This is a genomic window from Novosphingobium nitrogenifigens DSM 19370, from assembly GCF_000192575.1.
Classification (GTDB): domain Bacteria; phylum Pseudomonadota; class Alphaproteobacteria; order Sphingomonadales; family Sphingomonadaceae; genus Novosphingobium; species Novosphingobium nitrogenifigens.
Window position 1 is genome coordinate 1,096,051 of the sequence record NZ_GL876926.1, and the last position, 20,076, is coordinate 1,116,126.

Annotated in this window: 20 protein-coding genes; 7 read left to right on the top strand and 13 right to left on the bottom strand. The window is 63.3% G+C overall.

Annotation, left to right across the window (positions count from 1 at the left end; all coding sequences use genetic code 11):
- Both Y88_RS05250 and Y88_RS05255 read left to right on the top strand, forming a co-directional pair.
- Window positions 1-474: GcrA family cell cycle regulator (locus Y88_RS05250; protein ID WP_232280924.1), on the top strand; the 474-nt coding region annotated here is incomplete at its 5' end.
- A gap of 92 nt (window positions 475-566) precedes the next feature.
- Window positions 567-1,745 carry a GGDEF domain-containing protein gene (locus Y88_RS05255; protein WP_008066936.1) on the top strand — a complete coding sequence of 393 codons (1,179 nt, stop codon included), beginning with the start codon at window positions 567-569 and terminating at the stop codon, window positions 1,743-1,745.
- 127 nt (window positions 1,746-1,872) lie between these two features.
- On the opposite strand, the gene pnp is transcribed toward Y88_RS05255, so the two are convergent.
- From pnp to rimP, 11 genes are all read right to left on the bottom strand, one after another.
- The gene (gene pnp, locus Y88_RS05260; RefSeq protein WP_008066937.1) at window positions 1,873-4,164 is read right to left on the bottom strand and encodes a polyribonucleotide nucleotidyltransferase; all 2,292 of its coding nucleotides are present in this window, start codon (window positions 4,162-4,164) and stop codon (window positions 1,873-1,875) included.
- A gap of 215 nt (window positions 4,165-4,379) precedes the next feature.
- A complete protein-coding gene (rpsO, locus tag Y88_RS05265) occupies window positions 4,380-4,649 on the bottom strand; it encodes a 30S ribosomal protein S15 (RefSeq protein ID WP_008066941.1) in 270 nt (89 codons plus the stop codon).
- 5 nt (window positions 4,650-4,654) lie between these two features.
- A complete protein-coding gene (gene truB, locus Y88_RS05270; RefSeq protein WP_008066943.1) occupies window positions 4,655-5,569 on the bottom strand; it encodes a tRNA pseudouridine(55) synthase TruB in 915 nt (304 codons plus the stop codon).
- A gap of 4 nt (window positions 5,570-5,573) precedes the next feature.
- Window positions 5,574-6,290: a site-2 protease family protein gene (locus Y88_RS05275; RefSeq protein ID WP_008066946.1), complete on the bottom strand. Its 717-nt coding sequence runs from the start codon at window positions 6,288-6,290 to the stop codon at window positions 5,574-5,576.
- Complete coding sequence (locus Y88_RS05280) at window positions 6,287-6,841, bottom strand: GNAT family N-acetyltransferase (protein ID WP_008066949.1); 555 nt, start codon at window positions 6,839-6,841, stop codon at window positions 6,287-6,289. The genes Y88_RS05275 and Y88_RS05280 overlap by 4 nt, the downstream gene beginning before the upstream one ends.
- Window positions 6,838-7,455: a thymidine kinase gene (locus tag Y88_RS05285; RefSeq protein ID WP_008066950.1), complete on the bottom strand. Its 618-nt coding sequence runs from the start codon at window positions 7,453-7,455 to the stop codon at window positions 6,838-6,840. The genes Y88_RS05280 and Y88_RS05285 overlap by 4 nt, the downstream gene beginning before the upstream one ends.
- A gap of 15 nt (window positions 7,456-7,470) precedes the next feature.
- The gene (rbfA, locus tag Y88_RS05290) at window positions 7,471-7,872 is read right to left on the bottom strand and encodes a 30S ribosome-binding factor RbfA (RefSeq protein WP_008066953.1); all 402 of its coding nucleotides are present in this window, start codon (window positions 7,870-7,872) and stop codon (window positions 7,471-7,473) included.
- Between the two features lie 121 nt (window positions 7,873-7,993).
- Window positions 7,994-10,633 carry a translation initiation factor IF-2 gene (gene infB, locus Y88_RS05295; protein ID WP_026167021.1) on the bottom strand — a complete coding sequence of 880 codons (2,640 nt, stop codon included), beginning with the start codon at window positions 10,631-10,633 and terminating at the stop codon, window positions 7,994-7,996.
- Between the two features lie 5 nt (window positions 10,634-10,638).
- On the bottom strand, window positions 10,639-11,370 hold the full coding sequence (locus tag Y88_RS05300) for a DUF448 domain-containing protein (RefSeq protein ID WP_018075961.1): 732 nt from the start codon (window positions 11,368-11,370) through the stop codon (window positions 10,639-10,641).
- A 40-nt stretch (window positions 11,371-11,410) separates the two neighbouring features.
- Window positions 11,411-13,066 (bottom strand): transcription termination factor NusA, encoded by a 1,656-nt coding sequence (gene nusA / locus Y88_RS05305; protein WP_008066960.1) that lies wholly within the window; start codon window positions 13,064-13,066, stop codon window positions 11,411-11,413.
- Between the two features lie 3 nt (window positions 13,067-13,069).
- Entirely contained in the window at window positions 13,070-13,630 is a 561-nt protein-coding gene (gene rimP / locus Y88_RS05310; protein WP_018075960.1) for a ribosome maturation protein RimP, read from the bottom strand.
- A 358-nt stretch (window positions 13,631-13,988) separates the two neighbouring features.
- Here rimP and Y88_RS19705 point away from each other — a divergent pair, with 358 nt between their 5' ends.
- A complete protein-coding gene (locus Y88_RS19705; RefSeq protein WP_008066964.1) occupies window positions 13,989-14,114 on the top strand; it encodes a hypothetical protein in 126 nt (41 codons plus the stop codon).
- Between the two features lie 32 nt (window positions 14,115-14,146).
- Window positions 14,147-14,326: a PspC domain-containing protein gene (locus Y88_RS05315; protein ID WP_018075959.1), complete on the top strand. Its 180-nt coding sequence runs from the start codon at window positions 14,147-14,149 to the stop codon at window positions 14,324-14,326.
- 28 nt (window positions 14,327-14,354) lie between these two features.
- Here the strand turns inward: Y88_RS05315 and Y88_RS05320 are convergent, their stop codons facing one another.
- Window positions 14,355-15,158: a queuosine precursor transporter gene (locus tag Y88_RS05320; protein WP_008066967.1), complete on the bottom strand. Its 804-nt coding sequence runs from the start codon at window positions 15,156-15,158 to the stop codon at window positions 14,355-14,357.
- A gap of 164 nt (window positions 15,159-15,322) precedes the next feature.
- Between Y88_RS05320 and Y88_RS05325 the strand changes: the two genes are divergently transcribed.
- From Y88_RS05325 to Y88_RS05335, 3 genes are read left to right on the top strand one after another with little or no spacing between them, the layout of a single operon-like run.
- Window positions 15,323-16,459 carry a TauD/TfdA family dioxygenase gene (locus Y88_RS05325; RefSeq protein WP_008066971.1) on the top strand — a complete coding sequence of 379 codons (1,137 nt, stop codon included), beginning with the start codon at window positions 15,323-15,325 and terminating at the stop codon, window positions 16,457-16,459.
- Entirely contained in the window at window positions 16,456-17,226 is a 771-nt protein-coding gene (locus Y88_RS05330; RefSeq protein WP_008066972.1) for a class II aldolase/adducin family protein, read from the top strand. Before Y88_RS05325 ends, Y88_RS05330 begins: the two co-directional genes overlap by 4 nt.
- A gap of 16 nt (window positions 17,227-17,242) precedes the next feature.
- Window positions 17,243-18,163: a LysR substrate-binding domain-containing protein gene (locus Y88_RS05335; protein ID WP_008066973.1), complete on the top strand. Its 921-nt coding sequence runs from the start codon at window positions 17,243-17,245 to the stop codon at window positions 18,161-18,163.
- Between the two features lie 6 nt (window positions 18,164-18,169).
- Here Y88_RS05335 and ggt read toward each other — a convergent pair whose 3' ends face one another.
- Window positions 18,170-19,939: a gamma-glutamyltransferase gene (gene ggt / locus Y88_RS05340; RefSeq protein ID WP_157132585.1), complete on the bottom strand. Its 1,770-nt coding sequence runs from the start codon at window positions 19,937-19,939 to the stop codon at window positions 18,170-18,172.
- Between the last annotated feature and the right edge of the window lie 137 nt (window positions 19,940-20,076).

Consider the following 20,076-nt stretch of genomic DNA (forward strand, 5'->3'; position numbering starts at 1 on the left):
CCCGCAGCACCGCCGCCGCCTGCCGCTCCGGTCGCAGCCGCTCCGGCGCCCAAGCCTGTCGCACCGGCAGCCCCGCCCCCTACCACATCGGCCCCGCAGGCCAGCGCAGCGGCGTCCGAGCCCGCACCTGCGCCACAACCGCGCATCGTGTCGGTCGGCCCCGGCGGGTTCCTGCGTCAGGGCCCCGGCGAACAGCAGGCACCGATCCCGCCCGCTCCGCCGCGTCGCCTGGTTCCCGCACGTCCCAGCCCGGAAATCGCCGACAAGACGAGCCTGCTCGACCTTAACGACCGCATCTGCCGCTGGCCGGTGGGGCACCCGGGTGAGCCCGACTTCCATTTCTGTGGTGAAAAGGTGAACCCCGGGTTCCCTTATTGCGTCGAACATTGCGGCCGCGCCTATCAGGCCCAGTTGCCACGTGGACATCGCCGCCCTCCCCCGCCGATGCCGTTCGGCGGGCCGCGCGTACGTTGAATGAACTCCGGCGCCGCGGTGCAGCATGACGAATGCGGTAACTGGCGGCGCCGATTGGTTAAGTTCTCTGCGCAAGCGGCGTCCTTGAGAACATGACTGAGTACGACCGGAACGAAGAACCCCTGCCAGAAGCGCCTCGCCAGTCAGGCTGGCGCCGCTGGCTCGGGCTCGGCAATCCCGAGCATCCGTCGACACAGGCCCAACCGTCCCGCTCGTCTGATAACGAAGGGCGCTACGACTTGCTCCCGGCCAAGCGCCGCCTGCTCTCGCAAGTCTCAGATTTCCTGATCGACCACGATCTCGAAATCCTGCCCTTCACCCTGACCGTAGGTTACGAATGCGTCACGGGCGGCAATCCCCGCCTGACCCAGCGCATTCTGGAACGCACCGAAAAGGGACTACCGGTCACGCTGGCCTGGCTCGAAGAGGCCAGCGCAACCCATTCCCGCGATGCGACGGCCGAAGCCATGGCCGAACTGGTCGGGAAACTTGAACTGACGCTTGCCGACGTCGGCAAGACCATGGCCGGAGCGCGCGATGCCGCCGGAAGCTATTCGGCGGCCCTCGAAGGACACGTCGCCGATCTTCAAGAGGCGAAGGCAAGCGACGACCTCGTCGCCCGCCTGACCACGCTCACGCGCCGCATGCTCGATCACACCCGGTCCGTCGAAGGTGAATTGGCCGCCAGCGAAGCGCGCATCGACAGGCTGCAACAGCGCCTCGAAGAAGCCCGGCGCCTCGCCAATCACGACCATCTGACCGGCCTGCCCAATCGCCGTGCCTTTGACGGCATGTTCGAACGCGAAATGCGCGAGGCCCGGCTTGCCGGTGAAGGGCTGTGCGTCGCGTTCTGCGACATTGATCATTTCAAGCGGATCAACGACGTCCATGGCCACCCCGCCGGCGACAGGGTGATCCGCTATGTCGCCGACGTTCTCGGGCGGATCAGTCTCGCCAAATGCCATGTCGCCCGCCATGGCGGCGAGGAATTCGCCGTGCTCCTGCGCGGCGTCAGCGTGGATGAAGCCTGGGCCAAGCTTGATGCCGCCCGCGCCGAACTCGCGGACAAACGCCTCGTCAATCGCGTCAACGACATGCCGCTGGGACGCGTGACGTTCTCGGGCGGCATTGCCGACGTCTTTGCCTGCAAATCGCGCAGCGCGGCTCTCAAGGCCGCCGACGATGCCCTCTACGCAGCCAAGAATGCAGGCCGCAACTGCATCGTCATCGCCGGGCGAACCGCCCCCAGGCCTCTACGCGAAGCGGCCTGAGCGGCCTCTCCCCGCATCCCATTCCCCCGAACATCAGGCCCACCATCGACCCGAACGCAAAAAAAGGGGGCGGATCACTCCGCCCCCTCCTTTTTATGCTCTCACTGCAAGAGTGAGTGCCGCTGCCTCAGTCGTCCGACTTGAGGAAGGCCGGCATGTGATCGGGAGCCGGACCTTCGTCACGGTCCGAGCGTTCACGACGCGGACCACGGTCGTTGCGGCGCGGACCACGATCACCCTTGTCGCCGGGCTTGGGGCCACGACGGTCGCCACCGCGATCCCCACGGGGCTCGCGCGGCTCACGCGGAGCGCGGGTGTCTTCGATCTCGGCACCGGTTTCCTGATCGACCAGACGCATCGACAGGCGAACCTTGCCGCGGTTGTCGATCTCGAGGACCTTGACCTTGACTTCCTGGCCTTCCTTCACGACGTCGGTCGGCTTTTCCACGCGCTCGTTCTTCATTTCCGAGACGTGGACGAGACCGTCACGACCGCCCATGAAGTTCACGAAAGCGCCGAAGTCGACGATGTTGACGACCTTGCCGTTGTAGACCTTGCCGACTTCCGGTTCCTCGACGATGCCGAGAATCCACTTCTTGGCAGCTTCGATCTGGGCAACGTCGGCCGAACTGATCTTGATCACGCCTTCGTCGTCGATGTCGACCTTCGCGCCGGTGGTGGCGACGATCTCGCGGATCACCTTGCCGCCGGTACCGATGACTTCGCGGATCTTCGACTTGTCGATCGAGATCGTTTCGATGCGCGGAGCATGGGCCGACAGTTCGGTGCGGACTTCGCCCAGAGCGCGGGTCATTTCGCCGAGGATATGAGCGCGACCGCCCTTGGCCTGAGCCAGAGCCGTGCGGAAGATTTCCTCGGTGATGCCCGCGACCTTGATGTCCATCTGCAGGCTGGTGATGCCTTCGCTGGTCCCGGCCACCTTGAAGTCCATGTCGCCGAGGTGATCTTCGTCACCCAGGATGTCGGACAGCACAGTGAAGTCGTCGCCTTCGAGGATCAGACCCATGGCGATCCCCGAAACGGGGCGCAGGATCGGAACGCCCGCATCCATCAGCGAGAGGCAGCCGCCGCACACGGTCGCCATCGACGACGAACCGTTCGATTCGGTCACGTCCGAGAGAACGCGGATGGTGTAGGGGAAGTCTTCCTTGCTCGGCAGCACGGGGTTGAGCGCACGCCATGCCAGCTTGCCGTGACCGATTTCACGGCGACCCGGCGCACCGAAGCGACCCACTTCGCCGACCGAATAGGGCGGGAAGTTGTAGTGCAGCATGAAGCGCTGATAGGTCAGGCCGTCGAGGCCGTCGATCATCTGCTCGGCGTCCTTGGTGCCGAGCGTGGTGGTGCAGATGGTCTGCGTTTCACCGCGCGTGAACAGCGCCGAACCGTGGGTGCGCGGCAGGAAACCGACGATCGATTCGATCGGGCGAACCTGCGTGACGGTACGACCATCGATGCGCTGGCCATCCTTCAGGATGGCGGTGCGGACGATGTCGGATTCGACCTTCTTCAAGGTCTTGATCGCGACCATCTGGGTCTGCGGGCTTTCTTCCGAGAAAGCAGCCTTGGCCTTGTCGCGTGCAGCGTTGAGGGCGTTGGCGCGTTCCGACTTGTTGGTCAGCTTGTAAGCTGCCGCGATGTCGTCACCCACGATGCTCTTGAGCTTCGCCTTGATGTCGGCGGTGTTGTCAGTGAGATCGACTTCCCACGGATCCTTCGCCGCCTTTTCGGCGAGTTCGATGATCGCGCCGATGACCTTGCGGCTTTCGGCGTGAGCGAACATGACCGCGCCGAGCATTTCGTCTTCGGTCAGTTCCTTGGCCTCGGACTCGACCATCATCACCGCGGTGTCGGTCGCAGCGACGACGAGGTCGAGACGACCTTCAGCCACTTGCGCCATGTTCGGGTTCAGCTGGTATTCGCCGTCCTTGAAGCCGACGCGAGCCGCACCGATAGGGCCGAGGAACGGCACGCCCGAGATGGTCAGCGCAGCCGAAGCGGCGATCATCGCGACGATATCGGGTTCGGTTTCGCCGTCATAGCTCATGACCTGAGCGATGACGTTGATTTCGTTGTAGAAACCTTCAGGGAACAGCGGCCGCACGGGGCGGTCGATCAGGCGCGAGACCAGCGTTTCCTTTTCGGTGGCGCCGCGTTCACGCTTGAAGAAGCCACCCGGGATGCGCCCGGCGGCCGAAAACTTTTCCTGATAGTGGACGGTCAGCGGGAAGAAGTCCTGCCCTTCCTTCACCGACTTGGCGGCAGTCACCGCACAGAGGACCACGGTTTCGCCATAAGTGGCGAGAACCGCGCCGTCAGCCTGGCGAGCGATACGGCCGGTTTCCAGAGTGAGGGTCTTTCCGCCCCACTCCAGCGATACGGTCTTGACGTCGAACATTGCGTTTCCTTCAGCCCACACGGCCCTATTGCCGCACGGGATTTACTGCCGGGGTACCGTCCCGGTCCGGTGCGAGGCTTTTTTCGCCCCAAGGGCCGCCGCCGGATTGCGGTCAAACCCCCCAAAAGTCATTCGGCCAAGCCCGCAGCCCCCCAATGGGCACAGGCCTTTGGCCGATACAAAAAGCGGCCCACATGGGGCCGCTTTCTGCCTGCTTACTTACGCAGACCCAGCTTCTGGATCAGAGCGTTGTAACGGTCGACGTCCTTCTTCTTGAGGTAGTCGAGCAGGCTGCGACGCTTGTTGACCAGCTGGAGCAGGCCGCGACGCGAGTGGTTGTCCTTGTGATGGGACTTGAAGTGTTCGGTGAGGTTGATGATGCGTTCGGTCAGGATCGCGACCTGGACTTCCGGCGAACCGGTGTCACCTGCCACACGGGCGTTGTCGACGATAATGGCCTGCTTCTTTTCAGCGGTAACCGACATTCTCTTCACTCCGCGACATCAGGAAGATTGAAACCCCGCGAAACCTTCATGGTTCCGCCCGAAAGTTCGACCAAGGCGACAGGCACAGTGCCCGAGCGCGCCAGCCAAAGCCCATCGGTTTGGGGCAACCCCGAAAGAACGCGGCCCTGACGGACCGCCCTTGCCTGCTCGGGATTGAGGTCAAGAGCCGGGATATCGACCAGCCCTGCCTCCAGCGGCAAGATGACGTTCACAAGGTCGCCGCCATTAGCCGTTTCGTTCAATTTGTCCAGTGAAATCGCCTGAGCGATGCCAAAGGGACCGGCTTTCAGGCGGCGCAACATGGTGACGTGGCCCCGCGTTCCCAATGCCAGTGCGATGTCCCGCGCAAGGCTGCGGATATAGGTCCCTTTCGACACCGTCACGGTCAACGTGGCGAAGCATTCGCCCCCTTCCTCGCCTTCTTCGATCGCGTCCCAGCGGAGGATCGTGACCTGCCGCGACTTCATCTCGACCTCTTCACCCTCCCGCGCCCGATCATAGGCACGCCGCCCGTCGATCAGGATCGCCGAATAGGCCGGAGGGACCTGTTCGATGGGGCCGGTGAAGCGTTCCGCGACGACCGCCGCTACCGCTCCGGGCGTCGGCTGCACGTCGCTGGTCGCAATGACTTTTCCTTCAAGGTCGAGCGTGTCGGTCTGTCGCCCGAAGCGGACCGTGAACGCGTAGGTCTTGGTGGCGTCAAGCATGCGCCCGGCAAGTTTGGTCGCCTCGCCGATGGCGATGGGCAGAACGCCCGTCGCCAGGGGGTCGAGCGTGCCGCCGTGCCCCACCTTGACCTTGCCGTACCCGCACTGGCGCAGCACGCGCTTGACCGCCGCCACACCTTGGGTCGAGCCAAGCCCCAGCGGCTTGTCGAGAATGATCCAGCCATCGACCATCGGATCAGCCTCCGTTTGCGGCAGTCATCGGCGCACCGGCAACGGCCGCAGCGAGACGGCCGAGGTGCGCGAGCATCCAGCTGGACGGCGGACCGATCAGATTGTCGACGACATGGAGCGAAGGCACCACTTGCGGAAGAATGACGAACAGGGTGAGGAACACCAGAATGCCGTAAGGCTCGATCCGGTCGAGCCAGCGTGCCAGAGGCCAGGGCAAGATGCCGCGAAGGATCCGCGAGCCATCGAAAGGCGGTAGTGGAAGGAGGTTAAAAACCCCGAGGAATACATTGATAAGAATGAAATTCTGAAGATTATCGAGCACGAAGGCCAAGGCCGGCGCGATGTGGCTCTGCCCCGACAGCCCCCGTGCAATCAGGCCGATCGCAATCGCGCTCACCGTGGCGAGGATGAAATTGGTCGCCGGACCTGCCGCGCCGACAAAGGCCATGTCACGCTTGGGATTGCGCAGGCGGTTGTAATCGACCGGAACGGGCTTTGCCCATCCAAAGACCGGCAATCCCGCCAGATGCAGGGCGCCGGGCAGGATGATCGTGCCGAAGAGATCGACATGACGCAGGGGATTGAGGCTCAATCGCCCCATCACCGACGCGGTCGGGTCCCCGAGCCGACGGGCCATCAGGCCATGCGCGACTTCGTGGAACACGATGGCGAAGATCATCGGCAAGATGATCGTCGCCGCATCGTAAAGTGCGGAATTCATGCGCCTTGCGCCGCCTTCCACTCACCGCTCAGGATGCTGAACGAGACAGTATCCCGCACGCGCCCGGTCCAGGTCTTGCGCTCATGACGAAGGACGCCTTCCTCCACCGCGCCGAGCTTGGCGACAGCGGCACGGCTGCGTTCATTGAGCATGTCCACCTTGAAGCCCACGCGTTCCAGCCCGCAGGCAAAGGCGTGATCGATCATCAACTGCTTGACCCGGCGATTGAACCCGGTGCCGCGCAGCGACGGCGCGATGAAGCTGTTGCCGATCTCGATCGACCAGCCCGGTTGCCCCTGGTCGATCCACGCGGTCATCCCGACGACCTCGCCGCCACGGCAGATCGCATAGGCACGCCGGTGCGGAGCGGCCGTCAGCAGCTTGTCGAACTGGAGATCGAAATGCTCGCCGATCCAGCAGGTGGGATAGACCGTCCAGACATCGCTGTCCTGCGCGCAAGCCGCACGAAGACCTTCGCGATGGGCTTCGGTCAAAAGGACGAGTTCGAGATCACCTTCGGCCAGCGGCACGTAAAGTTCGGTATCGCTCATAATCCAAGCGCCTCGCGGAAATGACGGCGGCAAAGCGCCAGATAGCGGTCGTTGCCGCCGATTTCGGTCTGGGCGCCTTCGCGGACCGGAACGCCATCGGCATCGGTCCGCATGTTCATCGTCGCCTTGGCGCCGCAATGGCAGACCGCCCGCAATTCAACAAGCCTGTCGGCGATGCCCAGCAGTACAGCAGAGCCGGGGAACAGCGCGCCCCTGAAGTCAGTCCGCAGACCATAGCACAACACCGGCAGCCCAGCTTCGTCGGCAAGGCGCGCCAGTTGCCAGACTTGCGCCGGACTGAGGAACTGCGCCTCATCGACGAGCACCGCCGCCAGCGGTTCAAGAGCGTGCGCGGTGGCGATCGAAACCCACAGGTCGGTGGTTTCCGAAAACCGATGCGCGGGCGCGCCGATACCGATCCGGCTCGAAATAGCGATCGCGCCGCGATCCTGCCCACCCCGATCCTCTGCGCGACCGGCCGGCGGACGATCGTCGATCGCCGCCGTCCACAGCATGGTCGCCATTCCGCGCTCGCGATAATTGAAATCAGCCTGAAGCAAGGCCGTCGATTTGCCCGCATTCATGCTGGCGTAGTAGAAGTGAAGCTTGGCCATCGGGCGAAAAGCCGATCAGTCCTGCTCGTCTTCCAGGTCGCGGAGCACACGCGGATCAGCCAACAACGCGTCGATCCGGTTTGCCTCGTCAAAGCTCTCATCGGGCAGGAAGCGGATCTTGGCCGCGTATTTCAGCTTCAGCCGCCCTGCGACTTCCTTCTGGAAAAACGCGGTGTTGGTGCGCAACGCCTTGAGCACGATCTCTTCATCGGCACCCAGCAGCGATTTCACGAAAACCGCCGCATGGCGCAAATCGGGCGACATGCGCACTTCGGTCACCGACACCGTATGGGCGCTCAGCACGTCGTCGTGCACCTGCTGGCGCGAAAGGAGTTCGGACAGGATGTGGCGCACCTGCTCCCCCACCTTGAGCAGGCGGACCGAGCGGGTTTCAGGCGTCTGGGGTTGGCGAGCCATGATAATGAAGGTTTCCCGATCAGATGGAAGCCGACAAACAACACGACAGGCCCGGCGGACAAACCACCGGGCCCGACCTGTGAACCGGAAGGGAGCAGGTCACCCCAGCCCCGTTGCCGGATTACAGCGTACGTGCGCGTTCTTCGACTTCAAAGACTTCGAGCGTATCGCCCGCCTTGATGTCGTTGGTGTCCTGAAGGACCACACCGCACTCGAGACCCGCACGAACTTCGGCGACGTCGTCCTTGAACCGGCGCAGCGAGGCGATCGTGGTCTTCGACACGATGACGTCGTTGCGGGTAAGACGTGCGTTGAGACCCTTGCGGATATAACCTTCGAGCACGAGCAGACCGGCGGCCTTGTCCTTCTTCCCGGCGGGGAAGATTTCCTTGATCTCGGCGCGACCGACAACGGTTTCGATGCGTTCCGGTCCGAGTTCCCCGGCCATTTCGCGGGCGATCTCGTCGGTCAGCTGATAGATCACGTCGTGATACTTCAGCCGCACCTTGTTGCGCTCGATCAACTCACGCGCCTTGGCATTGGGACGGACGTTGAAGCCGATGATCGGCGCGCCCGTTGCCTGTGCCAGGGTGACATCGCCTTCGGTGATCGCACCAACGCCCGAATTCAACACACGTACCTTGATCTCGTCGGTCGAGAGGCGGGTAAGCGCGTTGACGATGGCTTCGGTCGAACCCTGCACGTCCGCCTTGATGACGACCGGGTACTCGATGACGTTTTCCTTCGCCTTGAGCGCGGAGAACATCGTGTCGACGCTGGTCGGCGCCGAAGTCGTGCGCTTGGCCGTCGCCTTTTCCTGGCGATAGGCGGCAACTTCGCGAGCGCGGCCTTCGTTTTCGACCACGGTCAGGGTGTCACCGGCCATCGGCACACCACCGATCCCGAGCACTTCGACCGGAAGCGAGGGACCTGCTGCCTTCACCTGACGACCCTTGTCGTCTAGCATGGCGCGAACGCGGCCCGACTGGGTGCCCACGACAAAGATGTCGCCGACCTTGAGCGTGCCGCGACGGACGAGGACGGTCGCAAGCGGTCCCTTGCCCTTGTCGAGCTTGGCTTCAATCACGGTCGCCTCGGCGGCGCGGTCCGGGTTCGCCTTGAGTTCGAGCAGTTCGGCCTGAAGCAGAATCTTCTCGATCAGCGTGTCGAGACCCATGCCGGTCTTGGCAGACACTTCGACGTCCTGCACATCGCCCGACATTTCTTCGACGATGACTTCGTGTTCGAGCAGGCGTTCGCGGATCTTCTGCGGATTGGCTTCGGGCTTGTCCGACTTGGTGATCGCCACGATCATCGGCACACCGGCAGCCTTGGTGTGGTTGATGGCTTCAACCGTCTGCGGCATGAGTCCGTCGTCGGCAGCAACCACCAGAATGACGATGTCGGTGACATTGGCACCGCGCATGCGCATTTCGGTGAAAGCCTCGTGGCCCGGCGTGTCGAGGAAGGTGATGTAGTCACCGCCCTTGGTCTTGATCTGGTACGCACCAATATGCTGCGTGATGCCGCCGGCTTCGCCGCGGACCACGTCGGTTCCGCGCAGCGCGTCGAGCAGGCTGGTCTTGCCGTGGTCGACGTGCCCCATGATGGTCACGACCGGCGCGCGCGGCTTGAGCGTCGCATCCGCATCGACGTCGGAAGCGGTGTCGATGTCGACGTCGCTATCATTGACGCGCTGGATGTTGTGACCGAATTCGGTGACCAGCAGTTCGGCGGTGTCCTGGTCGATGGTCTGGTTGATGGTGACCATCATCCCCATCTTGAACAGCGCCTTGACGAGGTCGGCCGCCTTTTCCGCCATGCGGTTGGCCAGATCCTGAACCGTGATCGCCTCGGGCACGATCACGTCGCGGACCTGCTTTTCACGATGGTGCTGCTGCCCGGCGAACTGCGCACGGCGTTCCTTTTCACGCGCACGCTTGAGCGCGGCGAGCGAACGGGCGCGAGCGCCTTCATCCTCGTTGAGCGCGCGGGTGACGGTCAGCTTGCCCGCCTGACGACGGTCATTGGCATTCTTGTCACGCGGTGCATGAGCAGGCTTCTTTGCGGCCGGCTCGGGACGCTTGACCGGAGCGACCGGCGTAAACTTGCGCGGAGCAGGCGCTGCAGCCTGGGCCGGGCGAGCCGCAGGCGCTTCGGGAGCCTTGGCGGTGACCGGCGCGGCAACGGGAGCTGCGGGCGCGACCGCCGCGGGTGCAGGTGCAGGTACGGCAACCGGCGCGGGAGTAGGTTCAGCGGCGACCGGGGCTTCGACGGGCTTGCTGACCTCGACTTCGACGATGGCTGCGGCAGCTTCCTGCTCCACCCGGCGCTGCTGTTCCTCGACGCGACGCTTGGCCTCTTCGACCTGACGCAGGCGTTCTTCCTGTTCGCGACGGTTCGCTGCCTCAAGCGAGACAAGACGAGCCTCTTCGGCCTCGCGCAGCAGGCGAGCCTGCAGTTCCTGACGCGTTTCGCGCGAAGCGGAAGGCGAAACTGGCGGGGGCGGGGGCGGAGTCGGACGCGCGACGGGCGGAGTCGGACGCTGCTGCTGCACCGGGCGCTCTGGCACTGCCGCAGCAGGAGCTTCGGGCGCAGCGGTTTCGCCGGGACGCGGCATGATCTTGCGCCGCTTCACCTCGACCACCACCTTGTTGGTGCGACCGTGGCTGAAGGTCTGCTTGACCTCTCCAGCCTCCACCGAGGTCTTCAGACCCAACGGCCTGCGGCCCAGTGTCGGCTTCTTGTCGCTATCGCTCATCGAACTCATTCGCCCTTCGTATCAATTGCGTCGTTGGCTGCAGTCGATGCAGCCGCATCATCGGCGGTATCGCACCCGAGGAAATGCTTGAGGCGCCCAAGGAGGGAGGCCACTCGAGTAGCGGCCCCGGCATCGGTCAGCGCCAGGTGAACGACGTTGTCGCGGCCCAATGCCACAGACAGCGCCGCCCGGTCCAGCGGCAAGATGATACCTTTAAGTCCTGTACCCTCGGCCATCTCGCCCACTCGCCAGGCCTGGGCCAGCTTGGAAGCGCCATCGCCCGCCGCATCGGCGGCATGAGCCAGGAACACCACCGCCCCGCTGCGCGCGGCGGTCGCGATCTTCTCCGTGCCCAGCACCATCGTGCCCGAGCGCAGTTCGACGCCAAGCCGGTCGGCCAGCGCCTTTGTCAGCGCGGATTCAATCCGCGCGCCAAGATCGGTGGGAATAGTCAGCGGGGCGCCTTTGAACGCCCGCGCCAACGCGCCTTTGAGCTTGCCCTTGGCAACAGCCTCGTCAAGCTCGGCCCGGCTGACATCGATCCATGCCCCCCGTCCCGGCGCACGCGCCAACACATCGGGAAGGACATCACCGTCCGGCGAGATCGCCAGACGAATCATCGTGTCGCGCGACTCGTGCCGCCCGCTCAGAATGCAACGACGCTCCGGCCCGTCCGAAGCATCGTTGCTCCGGCCGGCGGTCCGTTTTGCCACGGCCGGGGCACCCGTGGACCGCATCGGCCCACGGGAAGAACCCCTATTTTTGGGGGTTAGCGGCTCATTGCGAGGATTCCGCATCGGCGGCCTCCTCGGAAATGGGTTCAACTTCGACGGCTTCGACTTCCGGTTCGTCATCGAACCAGTGCGCGCGGGCCGCCATGATGATCTCGTTGCCCTGTTCTTCGTTCAGGCCGTATTCGCCGAGCACGCCGCCCTTGTCTTCGGAGCGTTCCGAACGATCGCGACGGTCATTACCGCCGCGACGGCGCTGTTCGCCACCACGCTTGCGGGCGATGAGTTCGTCGGTCGCAAGGTCTGCGAGATCGTCGAGCGTCTTGATGCCTGCCTTGCCCAGTGTGACCAGCATCGCTTCGGTCAGGTGCGGCAGGTCGGCAAGGGCGTCTTCCACACCAAGAGCGCGACGCTCCTGACGCTGACCTTCCTCGCGACGTTCAAGTGCTTCGAGTGCGCGGTTCTGCAACTCGGTCGCCAGTTCTTCGTCGAACCCTTCGATCGTCGCCAGTTCGGCGATGTCGATATAGCCGACTTCCTCGAGTTCGCTGAACCCTTCGGCAACCAGCAGCTGCGAGAGAGTTTCGTCGACGTCGAGTTCTTCCTCGAACGTCTTCGAGCGCTCGGTGAATTCCTTCTGACGCTTTTCCGAAGCTTCCGCTTCGGTCATGATGTCGATGGCAGAGCCGGTGAGCGACGAGGCCAGACGCACGTTCTGACCACGGCGTCCGATGGCGAGCGAGAGCTGATCGTCAGGAACGACGACTTCGATCCGGCTTTCCTCTTCGTCGATGACGACGCGGCTGACCGTTGCGGGCTGCAGCGCGTTGACGACGAACGTCGCGGTGTCTTCGCTCCAGGGGATGATGTCGATCTTTTCGCCCTGCAGCTCCTGAACGACGGCCTGAACGCGGCTGCCCTTCATACCAACGCAGGCACCGACCGGATCGATCGAGCTGTCACGGCTGATCACGCCGATCTTGGCGCGGCTGCCGGGATCGCGGGCCGCAGCCTTGATCTCGATGATGCCGTCGTAGATTTCGGGCACTTCCTGAGCGAACAGGCGCTTCATGAAATCGGGGTGTGCGCGGCTGAGGAAAATCTGCGGACCGCGGTTGGTACGCTCGACACGCAGGATCAGCGCACGCACGCGCTCACCGACACGAGGCACTTCGCGCGGGATCTGCTGATCGCGGCGAATGACGCCTTCCGCGCGGCCGAGATTGACGATCACGTGGCCGAATTCGACCGACTTGATCACGCCGGTGATGATTTCACCCGCGCGATCCTTGAATTCGTCATACTGACGCTCGCGCTCGGCGTCGCGGACCTTCTGGAAGATCACCTGCTTGGCCGACTGCGCATCGATACGACCAAGGTCGACCGGCGGCAGCGGATCGACGATGAAGTCACCGATCTTGGCGCCGGGCTGCAGCTTTTCAGCCTGCTTGAGATCGACCTGCTTGAAGTAGTCCTCGACGTGTTCGACGACTTCGACGACGCGCCACAGACGCAGGTCGCCCGAACGCGGGTCAAGCTTGGCACGAATGTCGTTTTCGGCACCATAGCGATTGCGCGCCGACTTCTGGATCGCTTCTTCCATCGCCTCGATGACGATCGACTTGTCGATCATCTTCTCGCTGGCGACCGCATTGGCGATCGCGAGAAGCTCGGCGCGGTTGGCGGAAATCGCACTGGCCATGACTTAGTCTTCCTGTTCCTCGACGATGTCATCCGCGCCGGTCATGTCGATCGGGCGGGAAGCGGCAATCAGCTTGTCCGTCAGGACGAGCTTGGCATGAGCGACAAGGTCGAACGGCACGGCATATACCACAGCGTCCTCCTCGATCGAAATGGTGTTCGTTGCAGGATCGAAACCGACCAGCTCGCCACGATAGCGCTTGCGACGATCGATCAGATCCTTGAGCTCGATGCGAGCTTCATGCCCGACCCACCCGGCAAAATCCTTGGGCCGGGTCAGCGGGCGATCGATTCCCGGAGAACTGACTTCGAGACGATAGGCATCTTCGATAAGATCCTCGCCCGCCTCTTCCAACTGGTCCATCCGGTCGGAAATCCGGCGTGAAAGCTCGGCGCAATCCTCGATCAGCAGCTGCCCGGTTTCGGGCCGCTCGGCCATGACCTGGAGCGTATGCTCTTCGTCGCCGACTTCAGTCTTTCCGAACAGCGCAACGCGCACGAGATCAAAGCCCAGCGCTTTCGCCTCAGGCTCCACAACCTCGATAATCCGCGCGATATCTGCCATTCGAACTCCTTGCAGCACTTCCGACACGACCAAAGCAGTTTGGCGCCGGTGCCTCCTGACACCAGCCTGACGTTGCTTTCACAATGTCGGGATTGACCGCCATGTAGTGCAGCCCCGGACAAAAGGCAAGGGCCCAGCAGGAACGAAACCAAATTCGCACCAACCAAATATCGGCGATTTTTCCGAATCCTTGGCGAAAACTCCCGCTCATCCTCGATGCCGAGACACAAGAAAGCGCTCAATTCCGGCGTTTCCGCAGTTTGGCACACCCCGTGCAAATCATCCGGCAGTTGATGCGAAAGTGAGCGCCGGAATGGCCGGACGACCATCATTGCATCAAAACAGGGGTATCCGAACCATGAAGACTCTTTCCATCCTTTCGTTCGCGCTTGCGCTGTCCTTTTCCCTGATCGCGACGACCGTTGTCGTTCCGGTTGCGGCCGAAACCACCGGCGGCACGACCGCCACCCGCTACGTCGCCTGATCATGCCTGCTTTCGACAAGGATCATCGGACCATGAGCAACCGTTTCCGCCTCGACCGCGCCAATGGCAAGATCATGGGCGTCTGTGCGGGAATCGCCGCCCATTTCGACATCGACCCGATGCTGGTACGCCTCGGCTTCGTGATCGGCACGCTCGCCGGGTTCGGCTCGGCGATCCTGCTTTATATTGCCATTGCCCTGATCGCGGACTGATCCTGCGGATGGGTCGGGGCGTGCGCCGTCAAACCGCGTCGGTCTGGGCAAACGGGGAAAAGTCGATGTCGGTATCGAAGACATCGACCCCCTCGTGCCGCTTGAGAAACCCGACGATCCAATAGGTGAACGGCGTGAGCAGGATTTCCCAACCCACTTTCATCGCCCAGTTGGTCACCATGACGGTCAGCACGGCCGCATGGCTCCATGTGCCCAGGAACGCGATCGGATAGAAGAGGACGCTGTCGACCGCCTGCCCGAACACGGTCGAACCGACGGTCCGCGTCCACAGATGGCGCCCTTGCGTCATCACCTTCATCCGCGCGAGCACGAAGGAATTGACGAATTCACCCGCCCAAAACGCAATGAGCGACGCCAGCACGATGCGCCACGTGCTGCCAAAGACCGAGACATACGTCGTCTGGCAGACCGCCCCCTTGGAAGTCCGGCCAACCACTTCGGCAAACAGGGCGTCCCCGCTCGACGCGCAGCCCCAGTCCGGCGACGGAGGCATGGCCACGACGACAAAGCTCATCACCGCCATGAACACCATCGCGAAAAAGCCCATCCAGACGCAGCGGCGGGCGTTGGCGTAGCCGTAGACTTCGGTCAGGACGTCGCCCAGCACATAAGAGACGGGAAAAAACAGGATCCCCGCCCCGAATTCGACTCCGCCGACACGCGACAACTTGGCCGCACCAATCAGGTTCGACAGCAGCAGAATGCCGACGAAGGAAGCCATCATGTAGTCGAAATAGCGGAAATGCCGGCGCGCACCGGCAGTGCCGTCGATGCGGGAAAGCGTTGATCGGGAAAGCTGGGGATCGTTCATGACGCCAAGGCTACCCCGGATCGCCCGCCCGTCAAAGATACCTTTTCGGGCGCACTTTCATAACCATATGGTTATGACGGGATGATCTTTTCACGGCTTGAGCAGGCACTCCCGCCCGATACCATGACGGGCAGAAACCGCCTTTTGCCGCAGGGAAATCCCCGATGTCCGCCAGCCTCTTTCTCGATCCCGTCGTGCTGCACGACAATGGCCTCGACGTCACACTCGACGACGGGCGTCTTGCCTATTTCAATTACCATTGGCTGCGCGACAATTGCGCAAGTTCGTTCGATCCGGAAACACGCGAGCGGGTCTTTGACATCTTCGCCGAAGCCCAGGCCCCGCACCCCGCGCAAGTCGAGTGCGACGGCAATGCCCTCCATGTGACGTGGGCCGGGTCCGGCCACCGCTCGACCTATGCCTTGTCATGGCTTGCCGCCCATGCCGATGCGCGCCCGCGCCACGATCCGGCCATCCTGCCCCGGCGTCATTGGTTATCCGATCATTATCCGGCCATGGCGCGCTTTGCGTTCGACGCTATCCGCTCCGACCGCGCCGCCTTGAAGAGCTGGGTCCATGCCTTGCTGACCGAGGGCATAGCGATCGTCACCGGCGTTCCCAACAGCGACGAGGCGCTCCCCCAAACAGCAAGCCTGATCGGATTTCCCCGCCCCACCTTTTTCGGGCTCTATTTCGACGTTCGCCTCCACGTCGATCCCGACAATCTGGCCTATACAGCCAAGGCACTGGAACTGCACACCGATGTCCCGGCCGAAGACCTGCCGCCTGGCGTCCAGTTCCTGCATTGCCGTCGCAATTCGGTCGAAGGCGGGGAAAGCCTCTTCGTCGACGGCGCTGCGGTCGCGGCCGAACTTCGCCGGACGCACCCGGACGATTTCCGCCTGCTGTGCGAAACGACCGTGCCCTTTTACAACGAACACGACCGCTATGACATGCGCGCACGTCAGCGGGTGATCGAACTCGATGACCAGGGCGACATTTCCGGCGTCACCATCAGCCAGCACATGGCCGATGTCTTCGACCACGATCAGCGCTTTCTCGACCGCTATTACCCGGCCTTCTGCCGCTTTGGAAAACTGCTGCAGGACGAACGCTTTCTCATGCGGTTTCGCCTGAACGCCGGGGAATGCATCGTGTTCGATAATCACCGGATCGTGCATGCCCGCGCCGCCTTTGTTGCCGAAAGCGGGGAACGCCATTTGCGCGGCACCTATACCGACCGCGGCGAACTGCGTAGCATGTGGCGCATTCTTTCGGGTGAAGGACGGTTCAAGGCATGAATGCGCAAAGCCCCCTCCCCGCTGCTCCCCTGGCCCTGCCCATCGATGAAGCGGCCTTGCGGATCGATCTGGCCGCCGCATTCCGCCTCGCCGCCCGGTTCGGGTGGCACGAATCGGTCGGCAATCATTTCAGCGCGACGCTGAGCACGGATGGCCGCCGGTTCCTGATGAACCGCAAGTGGCAGCATTTCGCGACCGTCCGGGCAAGCGACCTGCAGGCGCTCGATGCAGACGACGGCGATGTCATGCAACGCCCCGACGCCCCCGATGCCTCCGCCTGGTGCATCCACGGCAATGCCCATCGCCGGGTACCCGAAGCCCGGGTCATCCTGCATTGCCATCCGATCGCGGCAACGACCCTGACGACGCTCTCGGACCCGCGTCTCTTGCCGATCGACCAGAATACCGCCCGCTTCTTCGGGCGTTACGCAGTCGATCTCGAATGCGGGGGCATCGCCGATCAGGAGGAGGAAGGCATTCGCATTGCCGGACTTCTCGCAACCGCACCGCATCTCGTCATGGCCAACCACGGCGTCACGGTGACTGCCGAGACCGTCGCAGAGGCGTTCGAGCACCTTTATTTCTTCGAAAAGGCGGCCGAAACGCTGCTCCGGGCCTATGCGACGGGCAAGCCGTTGTCCGTCATGACCGACGCAGTGGCCGAACGCACTGCAACCGGCTGGGACGCCTATCGCGGCATGGCCTTTGCCCATTTCGACTATCTCAAGTCGTGCCTCGACGCCGACGATCCCTCGTATCGCGACTGAAGCGCAAGCGGCGGCAATGACCCAGTCCCGGCAATTGCCGCCGCTCCGGCTGCTGACCGTTTTCGAAGCGATCGCGCGTCATCGCAGCCTGTCGCTTGCCGCGCGCACGCTCAACGTGTCGCAACCCGCGATCAGCAAGTCCCTGCGCGATCTCGAACAATGGATCGGCGCACCGCTCCTTCACCGCAATCGCCGCCCGCTCACCCTCACTGAGGAAGGCGAAGTCCTGCTGATCGCGACCCGTGACGGGCTCGGCATGATTGCCGATGCGATTGCGCAGATCGGCAGGCTCCAGGCAGAGCGCGACCGCTCGCTACGGGTTTCATGCTCGATCGGATTTGCGACCTATTGGCTGATGGTGCGCCTGTCGTCCTTTGGCGTCGAGGCCCCCGACATCGGCGTCAGCGTAATGACGACGCCCCACGATGCCGCCCCCGACGCGCCCCATGCCGACGTGATGTTCCGCTATGGCCACGGGCGCTGGCGCGATGGAGAGGTCATCCCCCTGTTCCAGGAACGCATCGATCCGGTCGCCGCACCCGATTTCCTGGACGGCGCATCACTGGCCCCGGATCGCCTCGATCAGGTGCCGTTGATCCATGTCGATGTCGACGATGCGTCCTGGCGCAGCTGGAACGGCTATCTCGCCAAGGCAGGTCTCACGCGCAAGCGCAGCAGCGGCGACTTGCGCTTCAACAATTACGTGCAGGCAACACAAGCCGCCATGGCAGGTCAGGGCGTGATGCTCGGATGGCTTTCGGTAACCGGCGACCTTGTCACCGACCGGCGCCTGCGTCCCGTCGGCCTGCCGCCGGTCATCCCCGAAGACGGCGCCTATTACCTTGTCGTTCCGGCTCGCAGCACGGGGAACACGGCCGTCGCCCGCTTCATCGACTGGCTGCGCAGGCAAGTCGCCGACATGTCGCCTGTCGCCTGATCCCGCTCAATAGCCGATCGCCTGCCCGTCCTTGCGCGGGTCGGAGGCTCCACGATAGGCCCCGGTCACCGGATCGATCATGATTGCCTGATACCCGCCCATGTCGAACCCGTTGGCCGAATGGACATCGTGCCCGCGCGCCTTGAGATCGGCACCGACCGCATCGAACAGCCCGCTTTCAAGTTGCAGGCGATTGGTTCGCTGCGCATGGGCGAACCGCGCGGCATCGCCCGCCGCTTGGGGATTGGCGCCAAAAGCCAGCATATTGACCAAAACCTGTGCCTGCCCCTGTGCCTGCTGATCGCCGTACATGACCCCGAACGAGAGGAAGGGCTTGCCGTCCTTCGTCACGAAACCGGGGACCAGCGTATAGAACGGCCGCTTGCCCGGCGCGATCACATTGGGGCTGTCGGGACGCAGGCTGAATGCAGCCGCCCGGTCGTTGAGCAGAAAGCCATAACCCGGAACCGTCACACCCGACCCAAAGAAATTGTAGATCGAATAGATGAACGAGACGACATTCCCCTCGGCATCTGCCGTGGTCATATAGGCCGTGCCCCCGAGCGGCTCTTCGGACGGATCGAGCGCCGCAGCCTTTTTCATGTCGATCTTCGCGCATTGCTGCGCCGCGTAGTCCTTGGAAATCAGCCGGGCGACCGGGACCGGCGCGAAATCGGGATCGCCGTTGTACTTGCGCAAATCGGCATAGGCGATCTTCTTGGCCTCGACCATCAGATGCCAGAAATCGGCCGACTTCGGATTGATCCGATCGGGCGCCAATCCCAACCGCGCCGGGCACTGCTCGATCATGTTCATCATTTCGAGCACGGCAAAACCCTGCGTGCTCGGCGGCATTTCATGAATGGTATAGCCATGGAAGGTAGTGCTGATCGGCTCGACCCAGCGCGCATGGATCCCGGCGAAATCAGCCATGGAAAAAAGGCCGCCGGACGCTTTCGACTTGGCGACGATCGCCTGCGCAATCGGCCCCTTGTAGAACGCGTCGCGTCCGCCCTGTTGCAAAAGACGGAACGCCTTGGCCAGATCGGGATTGCGGAAGATGTCGCCCCAGCCCCACGCCTTGCCGTGGTTGAGATAGATCGCGGCGGTGTCGCTGTCTTTCGAAAGCGTGTCGGTGCTCATCGCCCATTCCGTGCCGATCCGCTGGCTGACCGGAAAACCCTGATCGGCGAGACGAATCGCGGGATTGAGAACTTCCCGGAACCCGAGCTTGCCGTATCGGTCGAGCAAGGTCGCCCAGCCATCGACGGCCCCCGGGACCACTGCCGACTGGATCCCTTCCTCGGGCATGTCCTTGCCGAATGCCTTGCGATAGTGCGCGGCGGTCGCGGCAAGCGGGGCCCGGCCAGACGCATCGAGCGCGACCAAGCGATGTTCCTTGGCGACCCAGGCGATCATGAACATGTCACCGCCCATGCCGGTCGCTTCGGGCTCGACGACATTGATAGCCGCCGCCGTAGCCACCGCCGCGTCGAAAGCGTTGCCTCCGGCATGGAGCACTTCGAGCCCGGCTTCGGCGGCAAGCGGCTGGCTCGTCGCAACCATGCCGTTACGCGCCAACACTTCCGAGCGGGTCTGGCCCAGCCAACCGGTGGAACGGTCCCCACGATAGGCATCGAACGTGTCGTGTCCGGGATCGGCGTCACCCGCTTGCGCGTTAGCCCCGCCCATCCCGACGCCGCCGAGTGCCGTCAACGCCAGCATCCCGGCCGCCATCAGGCCCGCCCGACGATGCCTTGCCCGATATCCGTTCACACCCATTATCCCGTCTCTCCCGCATGATCGGGCCGAGACATGACCGATCCGGGCTGCACTGCAAAGAAGCCCCCGGTTGCTTTCCCAACAAGGGTGCCAAATCCTTGAAGAGCATTTGCAACCAACCCCGCCGCCGA